Below are 18,757 nucleotides of genomic sequence, written 5' to 3'. Positions count from 1 at the left end.
GGTACACCGGCCCGAACGGTGGTCCCGACCTCGACTTCAACGTACCAAGGCCCGCCCTCGGTGTTCAACGGTCGGCACCGCGCGGCCTCGCTCAGTCGTCGGCGTCGATGTCGAGGTACCGGGCGGGCAGCCGGATCACCGTCCAGGCCGCCAGTGCCATGGTGAGGAGCACGTGCAGCAGGTACACGGTGCAGACGGGGATGATGCCGTAGTCGGTCATCCATTCGCCGAGCGGGATCAGGGCGACCAGGTCGGCGCCGAGCATCAGGATCGACAGCAGCAGGGCAGGCGCGGTCCAGGGTGGCGGTTCGTCGCGCTCCTCGCCCGGCGGATCCACGCATGGAGCGTCGGTCGGAACAGTGACGATGACGGGGTGCGCGTCGGCGACCATCGGAATCCTCGAGGTTTCGGTGTCCAGCTGTCCGGACGGTGACGACTCCGGGCACCCGGAGCTGTTCCGCTCGTCTCGTGTTCGGCGCCGACCCGGCGCCCGGATCTGCCCGGACTCCGAAAATCTCGATATCCGCAAATCTTCGGCAATGTTTGCCGAGTCCGACAGGCGATGCCCGCGACCATCGTTCGACGGCGCGACTTCGGCCCGGATCGGCTGCCACCCGTTCTCGGCACACCGAGCCGCCGATGGTTTGCTGCCGCCCTCGGTGCAGGGACAGCAAACATGATCGGACGATACGACCCGGCGAAATCCGCACCAGCGATTCCGATCGCCACGACAGCATTCCTTCTGTCGCAACACCTTTCGATGCTCCGAGCGGGCCGGACAGCACTGAACCCGACCGATGGGCATCGTTTCGTACGCTGTGCGAGACTGCACTGATGGCCGAGACCGTTGATCTTGTTTCGAACGTTTCCGACACCGCCCGCTGGGTGGCTGCCTTCCGCGCGATCGAATCCGCCCGTCCCGACGCGCTTTTCCACGATCCCCTCGCCGATCGCGTGGCCGGTGAACGGGGCCGCGCCATCGCCGCCGGCACGCCCCGCCTGATGCACAACGGCTGGAATCTGGTCACCCGCACCAAACTCATCGACGATCTCATCACGAAGTCCGTCGCGCAGGGCTGCGACCGGGTGCTCAACCTGGCCGCCGGCATGGACACCCGCCCGTACCGGCTGGATCTGCCCGCCGAATTCCCGTGGGTGGAAGGCGATCTCCCGGCCTTGGTCGCGGAGAAGAACGAGCTGCTGGCCGAGGAGTCGCCGCGCTGCGCGCTGACCCGCACGGCCGTGGATCTCGCCGACCCCGCGGCCCGCGACGCGTTTCTCGACGAAGCCCTCGCCGGGGCGCAGCGCGCGCTCGTGCTCACCGAGGGCCTGGTGTACTACCTCACCGAAGACAATGTCAGCAGCTTGGCCGCCGCCTTCGCCCGTCCTGAAATCGGGTGGTGGACACTGGATGTCAACAACGAGGCGCTGGTGCGGCGGATGAACAAGGCCACCTCCGAACTGCTCGCCAACGCGCCATGGCACTTCGGTCCGGTCGATCCGCTGCGCTTCTTCGCCGACCTCGGCTGGACCGCCGACGACGTGGAAGTGCTGGTCGCGGCCGCGCACCGGTTCCACCGGCTGCCCTGGTTCATGAAGCCGGTGACGCTGTTCCCGCAGCCGGATCCCCGCAAGCCGCTGCGCAGCACGTGGAAGCCGTGGAGTTCGGTGGTGCGGCTCAGCCACACCACGGCGAGCCGCTGACTCACGAGCTCCGTTCTCTTCCAACGAAAGGCTATGCGCCCCATGGGCAACAGCTGGCTACGTCGCCTGTCCCCCACCCCGCGCGACGGGGCACACACGGTGTTCTGCTTTCCGCACGCCGGTGGTTCCGCCATCTCCTTCGGCCCCCTGGCCAGATCTCTGGGCGCCGACTACAACGTCCTCGCCGTCCAGTATCCGGGGCGCCAGGACCGGCGCCAGGAGCCGCTCGTTGGCACCGTTGCCGACCTCGTCGACGGCATGCTTCCCGAGGTGAAGGATGCGGCCGCGAGCGCGGGGGATTTCTCCGTCTTCGGGCACAGTATGGGCTCGGTCGTCGCCTTCGAGGCGTGCAGGCGGCTCGAGCGGGATCTCGGGGTGAGCGCGCGGGTGCTGTTCGCCTCCGGCAGGCGCGCGCCCTCGGCGGCACTCCCGGCGCTGCGCATGCATCAGCTCGGCGACCGCGCGCTGTGTGATCACCTGCTGCAGTTCGGCGGCACGCCTGCGGCGCTGCTGGCGGAGCCCGAGTTCCGGCAGCTGATCCTGGCTGTCGTCCGCAACGACTACCGCGCCATCGAGACCTATGAATGCGAACCGGACGCGCGGGTCGGCAGTCCGCTCGTCGCGCTGGCGGGCGATCGCGATCCGGATGTGGATGCGGCCCAGCTCGCGGGCTGGGGCGCGCACACATCCGGAAGCTTCTCCGCGACAACGTTTCCCGGCGGCCATTTCTTCATCGACGCCAACGGCGAGGCCGTCGGGCAGCTGATCCGCGAGCACTGCGCGCGAGCGCTGTCGGTGTAGCCGCGCACGACCGGGTGGGCACGGTGCCCACCCGGTCGCTGTCGCTAGCGCGCGAGCCACTCCTCGATCGCGGCGGCGACGTCGGCCGAGCCCTCCTCCAGAACCGTGATGTGGTCGGCCTGGACGGGCACCACGGTGTGCGCCGGATCCCACGGTTGGGCCTGCCAGGCCCCGCGCTCCGACGATCCGCCCAGGAAGTTCTGGGCGCACTGGAGGAACAGCGTGGGCGTGGCGACGGAACCGGGCACCTTCTCCTTCAGCAGCTGGACATAGCGGCCCATGCCGGTCAGCCTGGCCTGGTCGAAACGCCCGAAGGTGGCCTCCGCCGAGACCATGTGCTCGAACATCGCCCGCAGCAGCCATTCGGCGTCGTCGTTCACCGTGTAGGTGTCGATCATGACCACCGCTTCGGGCGCCGGTCCGCCCGCCGCTTCCAGATGCTCGGTGACGAGGTAGGCCAGCAGGCCGCCCGAGGAGTATCCGGCCAGCACGAACGGCTCCCCTTGGGCCGCGGCGACGATGGAGCGCGCCACCGCCGCCGCGGCGGCCGCGGGCGTCGCGGGCAGCGGCTCGCCCGTCCGGCACCCGATCGGCGTCAGCGCCACGACCTCGCGGTCGGAGCGCAGGTGCGAGGCGATCCGCGCGTACTGGTGCGCGCCGCCGGTGGCCAGTGGCGGCGCCAGGCAGATGACGCGCGGCAGCCCGGTGCCCGCGGCGAGCCGGGTGGGCGCCGGGAGCTGGTCCACGTCGTCGGCCGAGGAGAACTGCTCGCGCAGCTCGGCCGCCGCCCGCAGCACCGCGAAGCCCTTGTCCGCCTTGCCGGAGGCGACCGCACCACGGAACATCCCGTAGAGCGAGTCGTCCGCACCGCCGGTCGCCTCGCCCGCGCCTGCGGTGCCCGCGAGCTCGAGCCGCAGGTAGCGGGCCAGCGCCGCCGGCGTCTTGTGGTCGAAGACCGCGGCCGTCGGCAGGGTCAGACCGGTGGTGGCGTTGAGCGTGGTCCGCAACTCCATGGCGGCCAGTGAGTCGAATCCCGACTCGAGGAAGTCCCGCTCGGGGTCCAGCGCGTCGGCGCTGGCGTGTCCCAGCAGTCCGGCCGCTGTCTCGAGGATGTGGGTCCGCAGCCACTGTTCCTGCTCGGTCTCGGACAGCTGTGCCAGCCGCCTGCGCACCGCCCCCGCGTCCTGCGCTCGGGCACGCTGCCGCCGCCCGGTCCGGCCTGCGAGCTCGCGGAGCAGCGCGGGCACAGTCTCCCTGGCACGCAGTGCGGCCAGGTCGATCTCGACCGGCACCTGCACCGGCCGCCCCGAAGACACTGCCGCGTCGAACAATTCGAGCGCCTTGTCCGCGGCCAGCGGCGGCAGGCCCTGGCGGCGCATGCGCTGCCGGTCGGCCTGGCTGAGCCACTGCGAGAGTCCGGTGGCGATGTCCCACAGGCCGTAGGCGAGCGAGGTCGCGGGCAGCCCTTCGGCGTGCCGGTGGACGGCCAGCGCGTCGAGGAACTGGTTGGCCGCCGCGTAACCGCCCTGGCCCGCGGGCAGAATCGAGCCCGCCGCCGAGGAGATCAGCACGAAGGCGGACAGCCCGGCGTCCCTGGTGAGTTCGTGCAGATGCCAGGCGGCATCGGCCTTCGCCGCGAGGGAATAGTCGATCTGGTCGGGGGTCAGGGTGTCGACCAGCCCGTTGTGGGCGACGCCGGCCACATGGACGATCGCGCCCAGCGGGTGCCGCGCCGGGATCGAGTCCAGCAGCTCGCGCAGGGCGGCGCGGTCACCGACGTCGCAGGCCGCGACCCGGATCTCGACGTCGAGCGCGCCTAGTTCCGCGAGGAGCTCCGCCGCGGCGTCCGGGCCACGCCGCCCCGCGAGCAGCAGATGCCGTACCCCGTGCTCGCGCACCAGGTGCTCGACGAGGCGCCGACCGATTCCGCCGGTGCCGCCGGTGACCAATACTGTCCGTTCGGGATCCCAGGGGGCCTGCTGCTCCGTGGCGGACGCCACGGCCCGGACGAGCCGCGGCACCCGGGTTTCCTCGCCGTGGACTGCCAGTTCCGGTTCCCCGGTGAGCGCTACTGCCGCCAGCCGCTCCGGCGTGGTCGCCGCCGCGGCTTCGACGAGCACGATCCGCCCCGGGTGCTCGGCCTGCGCCGCACGCACCAGACCCCATACGGCGGCCGCGGCGGGATCGGCCGCGCTGTCGGTGATGACAGCCAAAGTGCTTGCGGCATAACGCTCGTTGCCCGTGAACTGCTGAACGGCGTCGAGTGTGTGATGCAGAGCCGTACGCAATCGGGTGGGCATCTCCGCACCGTCGACCGGTGGCCGGAACAGGTGTACCGCTGCGGGCTCGGCCGCGCCCCAGTCGGCCCAGGAGATCTCCGTCGCCGATTTCGGTGCCGGGCCGGGGCGCCAGCTGAGTTCGTAGAGTCCGTCCCGCGTCGGCGCTGTAGTCGCGAGCAGTTCTCGCGACAGTGGCCGCAGGGCCAGGGACCGGACCGAAAGCAGCGGTGCGCCGGCGGAATCCGCCATGGTCAGGGTGATCGTCTCCGCGTTCGGCACGGACAGCCGGGCCCGCACGCGGCGGGCACCGTCGGCGTACAGGCGCACCGAGGACCAGGCGAACGGGACCAGGGTCGGCCGGTCGTCCTCGTCCGTGTCCCGTGCGAGCCCGAAGGGCAGCGCGTGCATGGCCGCGTCGAGCAGCGCCGGATGCACGCCGTAGCCCTGTGTCGCGGTGTGCTCGGGGAGCGCGACCTCGGCGAAGAGGTCCTCGCCGCGCCGCCACAGCGCGACCAGCCCCTGGAACGCGGGCCCGTAGTGGTAGCCGTTGTCGGCGAGCGTGTCGTACACGCCGTCCACGGTCACCGCGGTGGCTCCCGTGGGCGGCCAGTGCGCGAGGTCGTCCCACTCCGCCGAGGCGGACGCCTCGTCGGCCGGGCCGACGGTGCCGGTCGCGTGGTGGTTCCACGGGTCCGCCGGATCGTCGGTGTCGGTGCGCGAGTAGATGTCGAGCCGTCGGCGGCAGGTCTCGTCGCCGTCGCCGACGACCACCTGGATGTGCACCCCGCCGTGTCCCTGGAACACCAGCGGCGCCAGCAGGGTGAGTTCCGCCAGTTCGGGACAGTCGACCTGGTTTCCGGCGTGCAGGGCCAGTTCGACGAATCCGGTGCCGGGCAGCAGGACGGTGCCGAGCACATCGTGATCGGTCAGCCAGGGGTGGGTGGCCGCGGACAGGCGGCCGGTGAGCCGGACGCCCCCGCTCTCCGGTTGTGCCACCCACGCGCCGAGCATGGGGTGCTCGGTGGATCGCAGACCGAGCGCGTTGGGCTCGCCGGTGTGCAGCGGGCCGGTCGTCCAGAAGTGGCGGTGCTGAAAGCTGTAGGTCGGCAGATCGATCTTCGTGGCGCCGGTGCCACCGTAGTAGCTCGACCAATTCACCGTCGCTCCCGTGACATACGCCCTGGCCAGGCCTGTCAGCAGGGTCGCCGGGTCCGCGCTGTTCCGCTTGGTCAGCGCGACGGCGGTCGCGGTGTCGAGCGTCTGGGCGATCATCGGGGTCAGCACGGCGTCGGGGCCGACCTCGACGAACCGGGACACGCCCGCGTCGGCCATCGTGGCGACCGCGTCGGCGAAGCGCACGGTGTCACGGACCTGGCGCACCCAGTACGCGGGGTCCGTCATCTCCTCGGTGACCCGGGCGCCCGTCGCGGTCGACACCAGCGCAATCGTGGGACGCCCGAACGTCACCCCCTCGATCGCCGCGGCGAACTCGGCCAGCATGGGTTCCATCAACGCCGAGTGGAAAGCGTGCGACACCCGCAATCGGTGTGTCCGCCAACCGCGTTCGGCACACAGGTCGGCCACGGCCGCCACCGCGGCTTCGTCGCCGGACAGCACCACCGACGACGGCCCGTTCACCGCCGCCACCGACAGTCCCGCGGACAGCAGTGGCAGCACGTCGGCCTCCGGCGCACCGACGGCCACCATCGCGCCTCCGGCGGGCAGCGCCTGCATCAATCGGCCGCGCGCCGCCACCAGTACCGCCGCGTCCGGGAGCGACAGCACGCCGGCGACATGCGCGGCGGCGACCTCACCGATCGAATGACCGGCGACGACATCCACACGCACGCCCCAGGTTTCGAGCAGCCGGAACAGCGCGACCTCGTACGCGAACAAACCAGCCTGAGCGAAGACCGTCTGGTCGACCAGGTCGCCGCTCAAGGCCTCGGCCAGCGAAACCGGCTGTCCCGACGCCGAATCCAGCTCCGCGACGATCGCGTCGAAGTGCTCGGCGAACACCGGACAGGCGGCGCGCAGTGCGTCGGCCATCCCGGCCCATTGCGCGCCCTGTCCCGAGAACACCGCGCCGGTCGAACCGGGCGTCGCGCGCCCGGTCACCACGCGCGGGTCCGGCACACCCTCGGCCAGTGCCCGCACGCCCGCGAGCAGACCGGCGCGATCCTCGGCCACGACCACCGCGCGGTGCTCGAAGACGCTGCGGGTCGACGCCAGCGAGTAGCCGACATCGACCGGATCCTGGTCGCCCGCCCGCGCCGCCAGACGTTCCGCCTGGCCGGCGAGCGCCGCACCGCCGCGTGCGGAGACCACCCACGCCAGCACCGACGGCAGGTTCCCGGTGACCGGCGCCTTTACCCGTTCCATGCTCGGGGCCTGCTCGATGATGACGTGGGCGTTGGTCCCGCTGATACCGAACGAGGACACTCCCGCGCGCCGCGGCCGATCGGCAGCGGGCCACGGGACGGGCTCGGTGAGCAAGCGGATGTGGCCTTCGGACCAGTCCACTTTGGTGCTCGGCTCGTCGACGTGCAGCGTTCTCGGCAACAGTCCGTGGCGCATCGCCATGACCATCTTGATCACCCCGCCGACACCGGCCGCCGCCTGCGCGTGCCCGATGTTCGACTTCAGCGATCCCAGCCACAGCGGCCGGTCCGCGGCACGGCCCTGCCCGTAGGTCGCCAGCAGCGCCTGGGCCTCGATCGGGTCGCCCAGTGTCGTTCCCGTGCCGTGGGCTTCGACCACATCGACCTCGGCGGGCGAGACTCCCGCGTTCGCGAGGGCCTGGCGGATCACGCGTCGCTGCGACGGGCCGTTCGGCGCGGTCAGGCCGTTCGACGCGCCGTCCTGGTTCACCGCGGATCCGGCGAGCACCGCGAGTACCTCGTGGCCGTTGCGGCGCGCGTCGGAGAGTCGCTCCAGCACCAGCATTCCCGCGCCCTCGGACCACCCGACACCGTCGGCGGCGTCCGCGAACGACTTGCACCGGCCGTCCGGTGACAGCCCGCGCTGCCTGCTGAACTCCACCAGTGTCTCCGGTGTCGCCATCACGGTCACGCCGCCGGCCAAGGCCAGGTCGCACTCCCCCGACCGCAGCGACTGCGCCGCCAGGTGCATGGTCACCAGCGAGGACGAGCACGCCGTGTCCACCGACACCGCGGGGCCTTCCAGACCCAGCGTGTAGGCGATGCGGCCGGAGACCAGGCTGCCCGCCGCGCTGTTGCCGGTGCCCTGGGCGTAGTCGTGGTACATGACGCCGGTGAAGACGCCGGTCGAGGTTCCGCGCAGCACCGCGGGGTCGACGCCGGCCCGCTCGAGCGCCTCCCACGTGGTTTCGAGCAGTTGCCGCTGCTGCGGATCGGTCATCACGGCTTCGTTGGGGCCGATCCCGAAGAAGTCCGCGTCGAAATCGGCGGCCGTGTGCAGGAATCCGCCCTCGCGGGTGTAGGACTTGCCCGGGCGGCCGGGTTCCGGATCGTAGATGCCGTCCAGGTCCCAGCCGCGGTCGGCCGGGAACGGCGTCACCGCGTCGCGACCGGCGTGGACGAGGTCCCAGAGTTCTTCCGGTGACGTGACGCCGCCGGGGTAGCGGCAGGCCATGCCGACCACGGCGATCGGGTCGCCGTCGACCGCTCGGACGGCGGTGACCTCGACGTCGTGGCTCGTCCCGGCGAACTCGTCGGCGAGGTACCGCGCCAGTGCCTGCGGCGTCGGGTAGTCGAACACCAGGGTCGCGGGCAGGGCGAGTCCGGTGGCGGCCTTCACCGCGTTGCGGAATTCGACGGCGGAGATCGAGTCGAAACCGAGCTCGGTGAACGCCCGGTCCGCGGTCACGGCGCTGGTGTTCTCGTGGCCGAGCACGGTGGCGATCTGCCCGCGCACGAGCTCGAGCAGCACGTCGACGCGCTCGCTGTCGGTACCGCTCGACAGTCGAGCGCGCAGCGCAGCGGACGCGCCGGAGGCCGCCCGGCGGCGCTGCGGGACCAGCGTGGCGAACAGCGCGGGGACGTCGATTCCCGTGGCGCGCAAGGCATCCAGATCCAGGCGGGCGAGGACCGGCGTCGCCGTGTCCAGCCCGATCGCGGTGTCGAACAGGGCGAGCCCCTGATCCGCCGACAGCGGCAGCAGGCCCGACCGGGACATCCGGCGCCGGTCGACGTCGTCGAGCTCGGCGGCCATGCCGCCGTCCGTGCTCCACAGGCCCCAGGCCAGCGACGTGCCGGGCAGCCCGGCCGCTCTGCGGCGGGCGGCCAGCGCGTCGAGGCAGGCGTTGGCGGCGGCGTAGTTGCCCTGGCCGGGGCCGCCGAACACGCCGGCGACGGAGCTGAACAGCACGAACGCCCGCACCGGCAGGTCGGCGGTCAGCTCGTGCAGGTGCAGCGCGGCGTCGACCTTCGGGGCCAGCACCGCGTCCATCCGGTCCGGGTTCAGCGATCCGATCGCACCGTCGTCGAGCACACCGGCGAGATGGAAGACGCCCGTGATCGGGTGCGCGGCGGGGACGGCGGCCAGCACCTGGGCGAGCGCGGCCCGGTCGGCGACATCGCAGCGGGCGAACTCGACCTCGGCGCCGAGCTGCCGCAGCTCCGCACAGAGTTCGGTGGCGCCGGGACCCGCGGCGCCACGCCTGCTGAGCAGCAGCAGTCGGCGAACGCCGTGGGCGGTCACCAGGTGCCGGGCGAACAGCCCGCCGAGGTAGCCACCCGCGCCGGTGATCAGCACGGTGTCGTCCGGCGCGAAGGACGGGGCAGCCGCGTCGCGGGTCGTGTCGACTCGCCCGAGCCGGGCGCGGTACACCTGTCCGCCGCGCACCGCGACCTGGGGTTCCGCCGACGCGAGAATGCCGCCGAGCAGGTCGTCGCGCGGAGAATCGGTGTCCACCAGGATGATTCGGCCCGCGCCCTCGGTCTGCCCGGCGCGCACCAGGCCGCCCACCGCGGCGCCGGCGAGATTGGTGACGTCCTCGCCGGCCACCGACACCGCGCCGACGGTCCGGACGATCAGGACCGAATCACCGGTCGCCGGTTCGGCGCTCCAGGACTGCAGTGCCGCGAGCACGGCGTGCGTGGCGGCGCGGACGGCGGCGGGGTCGTTGCCCGCCGGGCAGTCGAGGACCACCACCGGCGGCATCTGCTCGCGCGCCGCGTCGAGGTCCGCCCAGGCCACCGGCGCGCCGGTGTCGTTGTCGGGCAGCGTCATCGGCGCCCAGCCGACCTCGTAGGCGGACGTGCGCGAAGTGGCCGCGGTGAGCTGCGCGGGATCGATCGGCCGCGAGGCCAGATGCCGCACCGTCGCCACCGCAGCGCCGGTCGCGTCCGCCAGGTCCAGCGCGACTCCACGCTCACCGATCCGCCTCAGCCGGACCCGCAGCGCGTCGGCGCCCGCCGCGTGCACCGTGACACCCGACCATTCGAACGGCAGGGCCAACCCGGCGCCCTCCGGCGCGGGCTCGTCGGTGGCGCGCAGCGCGTGCAGTGCCGCGTCCAGCAGCGCCGGATGCACGCCGAATCCGCCCACGTCGTCGCGTGCCCGCTCGGGCAGCCCGACCTCGGCATAGAGCCCGTCGGGTCCGCGCCACACCGCGCGCAGCGCCTGGAACACCGGGCCGTAGTGGTAGCCCTGTCCGTCGAGGGAGTCGTAGAGGTCCTCGATCGGGACGGCGGTGGCGTCGCCGGGCGGCCACTGCGTCAGATCGACCGGTGTGCCCGCCGGTTCCGGCACGAGGACGCCTTCGGCGTGCAGGGTCCAGGGCGCCGCCGCGTCGGCCTCGTCGTCGGGGCGGGAGAAGATCCGCACCCCGCGACGTCCCTCGTCCGCACCGCCGAGGACGATCCGCACGGCGACGCCGCCGGTCTCCGGAAGCACCAAGGGGGCACGCAGAATCAGCTCGTCCAGGCTCGGGCAGCCCACCCGCTCGCCGGCGTGCAGGGCGAGTTCGAGCAGACCGGTGCCGGGGAACACCACGGTGTCCATGACGCGATGGTCGGCCAGCCACGGCTGGGTCTGCACCGACAGCCTGCCGCTGAGGGCGACCATGTCGGAATCCGGCTGCGCCACCACCGCCGACACCAGCGGGTGTCCGGTCGCGACGAGTCCCATCGCGCGGGCATCGGCGCTCCCCGCGGCGCCGCCGGGAATCCAGTAGCGCCGGTGCTGGAAGGCATAGGTGGGCAGGTCGACGCGCCGTGCCCCGGTTCCGGCGTAGAACCCGGCCCAGTTCACCTCGGTGCCCGCCACGAACAGCCCGGCCACACCACCCAGGACGGAGGAGGCATCGGCACGGTCGCGACGCGCCAGCGGCACCACGATCGCGGCCTCGTCGTCGACGGCCTGGGCGACCATCGGGGTCAGCACCGCGTCGGGGCCGATCTCGGCGAACCGGGAAACGCCCCGGTCGGCCATCGCCGCGACGGCGTCGGCGAAGCGCACCGTGTCGCGAACCTGCCGCACCCAGTACTCCGGATCGGTCATCTCGTCGGTGATCAGACCACCGGTCACCGTCGACACCAAGGGGAGTGTGGGCCGTCCAAAGGTCACCCCCTCGATGGCCGAAGCGAATTCGGCCAGCATCGGCTCCATCAACGCCGAATGGAACGCATGCGACACACGCAAACGGTGTGTGCGCCAGCCCCGTTCGGCACACGCCTCGACCACCGCGAGGACCGCATCCTCGACCCCGGACAGAACCACCGAGGCGGGACCGTTCACCGCCGCGATCGACACCTCCCCGGACAGCAGCGAAAGGACATCGGCCTCGGCAGCACCGACAGCCACCATCGCCCCACCAGCAGGCAACGCCTGCATCAACCGGCCACGCGCCGCCACCAGCACACAGGCATCGGCGAGCGACAGCACACCAGCCACATGCGCGGCCGCGACCTCACCGATCGAATGACCGGCGACCACATCCGCACGCACACCCCACGATTCGAGCAACCGGAACAACGCCACCTCGAACGCGAACAAACCCGCCTGCGCGAACACCGTACGATCGACAAGATCACCGTCCACCAAAGCGGCAGCCAACGAATCCGATTGCCCCAGCAACGGATCCAGCTCGGCGACGATTCCGTCGAACACCTCGCTGAACACCGGGTACGCCGCGCGGAGCTGGTCGGCCATCCCGGCCCACTGCGCACCCTGACCCGAGAACACCACGCCGGTAGACCCCGACACGACACGCCCGGACACCACGCCCGGCATCGTCTCGCCGCGGCCGAGCGCCTGGATCCCGGCCCGCAGGGTCTCGCTCTCCGTGCCGAAGACCACGGCCCGCCGCTCGAACACGACGCGCGAGGCCGCGAGGGACCAGCCGATGTCGACGGCGTCGTGCTCGCCCAGGTGGGTGGCGAGGCGCCGGGCCTGCCCGGCCAGCGCTTCGTCACTGCGCGCCGACACCACCCAGGGCAGCACCCCGCCCGCCGGAGCCGTCGTGCTCATCGGAGCCGGGTCCGCCGCGGGCGCCTGCTCGAGGATGACGTGCGCGTTCGTGCCGCTGAGCCCGAACGAGGACACCCCCGCGCGCCGCGGCCGATCCACCTCCGGCCACGCCACCGGCTCGGTGAGCAGGCGGGCATGGCCCTCGGACCAGTCGACTTTCGTGCTCGGCTGATCCGCGTGCAGTGTCCTGGGCAGCACACCGTGCCGCATGGCCATGATCATCTTGATCACGCCGCCGACACCGGCCGCCGCCTGCGCGTGACCGATATTCGACTTCAGCGATCCCAGCCACAGCGGCCGATCCTCGGCACGCCCCTGGCCGTAGGTGGCCAGCAGTGCCTGCGCCTCGATCGGATCGCCCAGTGTCGTGCCGGTGCCGTGGGCCTCGACCACGTCCACCTCGGTCGGCGACACGTGGGCGTTGGCCAGGGCCTGCCGGATCACGCGCTGCTGCGAGGGACCGTTCGGCGCGGCGAAGCCGTTCGACGCGCCGTCCTGGTTCACCGCCGAACCCGCCAGGACCGCGAGAACCTCGTGGCCGTTGCGGCGGGCATCGGACAGCCGCTCCAGCACCAGCATTCCCGCGCCCTCGGACCAGCCGACGCCATCGGCATTGTCGGAGAACGACTTACACCGCCCGTCCGGCGACAATCCGCGCTGGCGGCTGAACTCGACGAGCATCTCCGGCGTGGACATCACCGCGACGCCACCGGCCAGCGCCAGATCGCACTCCCCCGACCGCAGCGACTGCGCCGCCAGATGCAGGGCCACCAGCGACGACGAACAGGCCGTATCCACCGATACCGCGGGGCCTTCCAGGCCCAGCGTGTAGGCGATGCGACCGGACACCAGGCTGCCCGCGACACTGTTGCCGGTGCCTGCCCCCATCGCGTAGTCGTGGTACATCACGCCGGTGAAGACACCGGTCGAACTCCCGCGCAGCACCGCCGGATCGACACCGGCCCGCTCCAGCGCCTCCCAGGCGATCTCCAGCAGGGTGCGCTGCTGCGGATCCATCACCAGCGCCTCGTTGGGGCTGATCCCGAAGAAGTCCGCGTCGAAATCCGCCGCGGAGTACAGGAATCCGCCGCGGCGGGCGTAGGTCCTGCCCACCTTGCCGGGTTCGGGATCGTAGATGCCCTCGATGTCCCAGCCACGGTCCGACGGCAGGTCACCGGTGCTGTCTCTGCCCTCGGCGACCAGGTTCCACAGGTCTTCCGGCGAGGCGACGCCGCCGGGGTAGCGGCAGCTCATGGCGACCACCGCGATCGGGTCGTCGCCGGCCGCCCTGGTGGCCGTGACCGCGACATCCTGGACCGTGCCCGCGAGGTGGGAGTCGATGAGCTCCGCGACGGCCCGCGGGTTGGGATGGTCGAAGACCAGGGTGGCGGGCAGTTGCAGACCCGTGGCGGCGTTCAGCTTGTTGCGGAATTCGACCGCGCTCAGCGAATCGAAGCCGAGCTGCTGGAACGCCTGGTTCGGTTCGACGGCGTCGGCCGACGCGTGTCCGAGGGTCGCGGCGGCCACCGATCGCACGAGATCGAGCAGCGCGCGGACACGGTCCGCCGCCGATAGTCCGGCCAGCGTCCGGGCGAAAGCCTGCCCCGCCGCGCCTCGCTGGGCGCGGCGCACCGGGTTCGGCACGAGCGCCCGGACCAGCGCCGGGACCAGCTCGCCGCGCGTCCGGAGCACCGCGCGGTCCACCCGCAGCGCCACCAGCTGCGCCGCATCGGTCGCCGTCGCGGCATCGAACAGCGCCAGCCCCTCGGCCTCGGAGATCGGCGGGAAGCCCTGTCGGCGCAGCAGGTCGAATTCGGCTTCGGACAGCTCGAAGCCCAGGCCGGACGATCGTGCCCACAGCCCGTAGTCGATGGCGGTCGCCGGGAGTCCCAGGCGCCGGCGGTGCGCGGCGAGCGCGTCGAGGAAGACGTTCGCCGCGGCGTAGTTCGCCTGCCCCGCCGCCAGCACCAGACCACCCGCGGACGACACCAGCACGAACAACGACAGAGTGGTGTCCGTGGTCAGCTCGTGCAGATGCCACGCCGCGTCCACCTTCGGCGCGAACACGTGATCGAGCCGGTCGGCCGTGATCGATTCCACCAGACCGTTGTCCGCGGTTCCGGCCGCGTGCACCACACCGATCAGCGGATGCTCGGCCGGGATCCCGTCGAGCAGGGCCGCGAGCGCGGACCGATCCGACACGTCGCACGCCGCGATGGTCACGTGTGCGCCGAGCTCGGTCAGTTCCTCGCGCAGCGCGGCCGCGCCCGGGGCGTCCGGGCCGCGGCGCGAGGTCAGCAGCAGCCGGCGGACACCGTGTTCCACCACCAGGTGCCGGGCGATCACCGCACCTAGTCCACCCGTACCACCGGTGACGAGCACGGTCCCCGGCTCGGTCAGTCGCTGGCTCGTGCCCGGCGCGTGACGGCTCAGCCGCGGCACGAGCAGGGTGCCGTCGCGCAGCGCGGCCTCGGGTTCCAGCGCGGCGCCCGCGGCCACGGCGGCGACGGCGTCACGGTCGTCGTCCCGGTTCAGGTCGAGGAGCTGGAATCGGCCCGGGTGTTCGGCCTGCGCGGCACGCAGCAGACCCCAGACCGGCGCCTGGGTCAGATCCACCGAGTCCGTCTCGGCGGCGGCCACCGCGTGACGCGTCAGCACCACCAAACGCGAACCGGCGAAACGAGGTTCGGCCAGCCAAGCGCGCAGCGTGTCGAGGACGTCGATCGCGGTGCGGCGGGCCGCCACCGGCGGTGCCCCCGCATGGGTGGGGGCCTCCCACAACACCGTCTCGGGCACGGCGGCGTCTTCGGCCGCGTCCAGCTCGGTGATCAGCGCCGCGAGACCCTCGTTCAGCACGGCCACGCCACCCGGCTCGACGGTCACCGCCGGTGCCGGGGCGGCGATCCACTCCACGCCGAAGAGTGCCTCGGCGACCCCGTCCGATCGCAGACGATCGGCGGACACCGGCCGGGACACCAGGGCCCCCACCGACAGCACGGGGCTGCCCTGCTCGTCCGCCAGCTGGAGCGCGAACCGGGTGCCCTCGACCACGATGCGGACCCGCACGGCGCTCGCGCCCGCCGCGTGCAGGACCACCCGGTTCCAGGTGAACGGCAGCGCCGGGAATCCCTCGACGCCACCGCGCAGTCCGTGCACGATCCCGGCGTGCAGTGCCGCGTCGAACAGTGCCGGATGGATGCCGAAGTCCTTGCCGTCCTCGGGATCCGGGAGCGTCACCTCGGCGAACAACTCGTCGCCGCGCCGCCACGCCGCCCGCATGCCCTGGAAGAACGGGCCGTAGCCGTAGCCGATGTCGAGCAGTTCGTCGTAGGCGCCCTCGATGGGCACGGTCTCGGCGCCCGCGGGCGGCCACGCGGCGAGATCGAAGTCGGCCACCACGTCCTCGGGCGCGAGGACGCCTTCGGCGTGCAGCAGCCACGGGTCCTCGGTGCGCTGTCGCGAATGCACGCTCAACCGCCTGCGGCCGGATTCATCGGCCGCGGTCACCACCACCTGGACCGCGACGCCGCCCTCGGCGGGCAGGGTCAACGGGGCCTGCAGGACGAGTTCGTCCACCACGGCGCAGCCGAGGACGCCGCCGACGTAGCTCGCCAGCTCGACGAAGCCGGTGCCCGGCAGCAGGACCGTGCCGAGCACGCTGTGGTCGGCCAGCCATTCGACGGAATCCGCGGTCCACCGGCCGGTGAAGCTCACGCCGCCCGAGTCGGGGTGCGGCACCAGTGCGCCGAGCAGCGGATGCCGCACGATGTCCAGGCCGGCCGCGCTGACGCCGCCGAGTTCGGCGCCCAGCCACGACATGGCCAGCGCGTCCATCGGGTCCAGCCAGAAGCGCTGGTGCTGGAAGGCATAGGTGGGCAGGTCGACGCGTCGACCGCCGGCGTGGAGGGTGGCCCAGTTCACCTCGGCGCCCGCCACGAACAGCCCGGCCACGCCACCGAGGACACCCGCCGCGTCGGCACGGTCGCGGCGCGCCAGCGGCACCGCGACGGCTGTCTCACCCCCGAGGGTCTGCGCGACCATCGGGGTCAGCACCGCGTCGGGGCCGATCTCGGCGAACCTCGACACACCCAGGTCCGCCATCGTGGCGACGGCACCGGCGAACCGGACCGTGTCCCGCACCTGTCCCACCCAGTACGCGGGATCGGCCATCTCCGCCGCGACGCGCATGCCGGTCACCGTGGACACCAACGGGATTCCGGGCCGCCCGAAGGTCACCCCCTCGATGGCCGAAGCGAATTCGGCCAGCATCGGTTCCATCGACGCCGAATGGAACGCATGCGACACCCGCAAACGGTGTGTGCGCCAGCCACGTTCGGCACACGCCTCGACCACCGCGAGGACCTCATCCTCGACACCGGACAGCACCACCGACGTGGGACCGTTCACCGCAGCGATCGACACACCCTCGGACAGCAGCGAAACAACATCGACCTCGGCAGCACCGACAGCCACCATCGCCCCACCAGCAGGCAACGCCTGCATCAACCGGCCACGCGCCGCCACCAGCACACACGCATCCCGCAGCGAGAAAACACCGGCCACATGCGCTGCAGCGATCTCACCGATCGAATGCCCGGCAACGACATCCGCACGCACACCCCACGATTCGAGCAAACGGAACAGCGCCACCTCGAACGCGAACAACCCCGCCTGCGCGAACACCGTCCGATCGACAAGATCACCGTCCGCCAAGGCCGCATTTAGCGACACCGATTGCCCCAGTAGCGGATCCAACTCGGTGACGATCGCGTCGAAGTGCTCGGCGAACACGGGATAGGCGGCCCGCAATTCCACCGCCATTCCCGCCCACTGCGCGCCCTGACCCGAGAACACCAGACCCGTCGTTCCCGGAACAACCCGTCCGGTCAGCACGCCCGGCGCGGATTCGGTGCGGCCCAGCGCCTCCGCTCCCGCCAGCAGCCCGGCCCGGTCCTCGGCCAGGACCACGGCACGGTGGTCGAACACCGCGCGCGTGGATGCCAGCGAGAAGCCGACGTCCACCGGATCCAGGTCCCGCTCTGCGACATACGACGCCAGCCGTTCGGCCTGCGCCGCCAGCGCCTCGCCGCTCCGTGCCGAGACCGCCCAGGGCAGCAACCCGGTCCGCGCGGGCTGAGGCGCGGGCGCCTCGTCCACCACCGGGGCCTGCTCGATGATGACGTGCGCGTTCGTGCCACTGATCCCGAACGAGGAGACTCCCGCCCGCCGCGGCCGATCCACCTCGGGCCACGCCACGGACTCTGTCAGCAGCCGGACCTGCCCCTCGGACCAGTCCACTTTGGTACTCGGCCGATCGACGTGCAACGTCCGCGGCAGCACGCCGTGGCGCATCGCCATGACCATCTTGATCACACCGCCCACACCGGCCGCCGCCTGCGCGTGACCGATATTGGACTTCAGCGACCCCAGCCACAGCGGCTGATCCGCTTGGCGCTCTTGGCCATACGTAGCCAGCAATGCCTGCGCTTCGATCGGATCACCCAGCGTGGTGCCGGTGCCGTGCGCCTCCACCACATCGACATCGCCCGAAGAGACACCGGCGTTCGCCAGCGCCTGGCGGATGACGCGGCGCTGCGAAGGACCGTTCGGCGCGGTCAGGCCGTTGGACGCACCGTCCTGGTTCACCGCCGACCCGGTCAGCACCGCGAGCACCTGATGACCGTTGCGCTGCGCGTCGGACAGCCGTTCCAGCACCAGCATGCCCGCGCCCTCGGACCACCCGACACCGTCGGCGGCGTCGGCGAAGGACTTGCACCGGCCGTCCGGCGACAGACCCCGCTGCCTGCTGAACTCCACGAGTGTCTCCGGCGTCGCCATCACGGCCACGCCACCGGCCAACGCCAGATCGCACTCTCCCGACCGCAGCGCCGCCGCGGCCGAATGCATGGCCACCAGCGACGACGAACAGGCGGTGTCCACGGTGACCGAGGGGCCCTCCAGCCCGAACACATACGAGACACGCCCGGAGGCAATGGATCCCGTGTTCGCGTTGGCGGGATAGTCGTGGTACATCATGCCCACCCAGACACCGGTCCGGCTCCCCTTCAACGCACCGGGATCGATCCCCGCGCGCTCGAAGGCCTCCCACGAGGTCTCCAGCAGCAGGAACTGCTGCGGGTCCATCAGCGCCGCCTCGTTCGGGCTGATGTTGAAGAACGCCGGATCGAATTCGCCCGCGGTGTGCAGGAATCCACCCTCGCGGGTGTAGGCGGTGTTCGGTGTCTCGCCCGTGGGGTCGTAGAGGCGCTCGGTGTCCCAGCCGCGGTTCACCGGGAATGCCGACGTCGCGTCGACACCCGCCGAGACCAGGTTCCACAGATCCTCGGGCGAGCCGATCCCACCCGGGTAGCGGCACGACATGCCCACGATCGCGATCGGCTCGCGCAGCGACGATTCGAGCTTGCGGTTGCGCGCACGCAACCGCTCGGTCTCCTTCAGCGAGACACGGAGGGCCTGAGCCAGCTTCTGAGTGTTGTCATCGGGCTTGGTCATCGATC

Annotated in this window: 4 protein-coding genes; 2 read left to right on the top strand and 2 right to left on the bottom strand. The window is 71.7% G+C overall.

The window, feature by feature from the left end; translation table 11 throughout:
- Positions 1-91: 91 nt before the first annotated feature.
- On the bottom strand, positions 92-391 hold the full coding sequence (locus AB0H56_RS23080; RefSeq protein WP_357166831.1) for a hypothetical protein: 300 nt from the start codon (positions 389-391) through the stop codon (positions 92-94).
- A gap of 443 nt (positions 392-834) precedes the next feature.
- Between AB0H56_RS23080 and AB0H56_RS23075 the strand changes: the two genes are divergently transcribed.
- Together AB0H56_RS23075 and AB0H56_RS23070 are read left to right on the top strand one after the other, a co-directional pair.
- Positions 835-1,704, top strand: coding sequence for an SAM-dependent methyltransferase (locus AB0H56_RS23075; protein WP_357166829.1), 870 nt, complete (start codon positions 835-837; stop codon positions 1,702-1,704).
- 42 nt (positions 1,705-1,746) lie between these two features.
- Positions 1,747-2,505 (top strand): alpha/beta fold hydrolase, encoded by a 759-nt coding sequence (locus tag AB0H56_RS23070; RefSeq protein WP_357166826.1) that lies wholly within the window; start codon positions 1,747-1,749, stop codon positions 2,503-2,505.
- Between the two features lie 44 nt (positions 2,506-2,549).
- Here the strand turns inward: AB0H56_RS23070 and AB0H56_RS23065 are convergent, their stop codons facing one another.
- The gene (locus AB0H56_RS23065) at positions 2,550-18,752 is read right to left on the bottom strand and encodes a type I polyketide synthase (protein WP_357166823.1); all 16,203 of its coding nucleotides are present in this window, start codon (positions 18,750-18,752) and stop codon (positions 2,550-2,552) included.
- Between the last annotated feature and the right edge of the window lie 5 nt (positions 18,753-18,757).

Source organism: Nocardia sp. NPDC050717 (assembly GCF_040654275.1).
Classification (GTDB): domain Bacteria; phylum Actinomycetota; class Actinomycetes; order Mycobacteriales; family Mycobacteriaceae; genus Nocardia.
Note: the sequence above shows the minus strand (reverse complement) of the source record. Positions and strands in the feature narration are given on the sequence as shown.

Bases quoted from the DNA above. Each gene is read 5' to 3' on its own strand.
- AB0H56_RS23075 (WP_357166829.1), top strand. From the start codon at position 835: ATGGCCGAGACCGTTGATCTTGTTTCGAACGTTTCCGACACCGCCCGC.
- AB0H56_RS23070 (WP_357166826.1), top strand. From the start codon at position 1,747: ATGGGCAACAGCTGGCTACGTCGCCTGTCCCCCACCCCGCGCGACGGG.
- AB0H56_RS23065 (WP_357166823.1), bottom strand. From the start codon at position 18,752: ATGACCAAGCCCGATGACAACACTCAGAAGCTGGCTCAGGCCCTCCGT.
- AB0H56_RS23080 (WP_357166831.1), bottom strand. From the start codon at position 391: ATGGTCGCCGACGCGCACCCCGTCATCGTCACTGTTCCGACCGACGCT.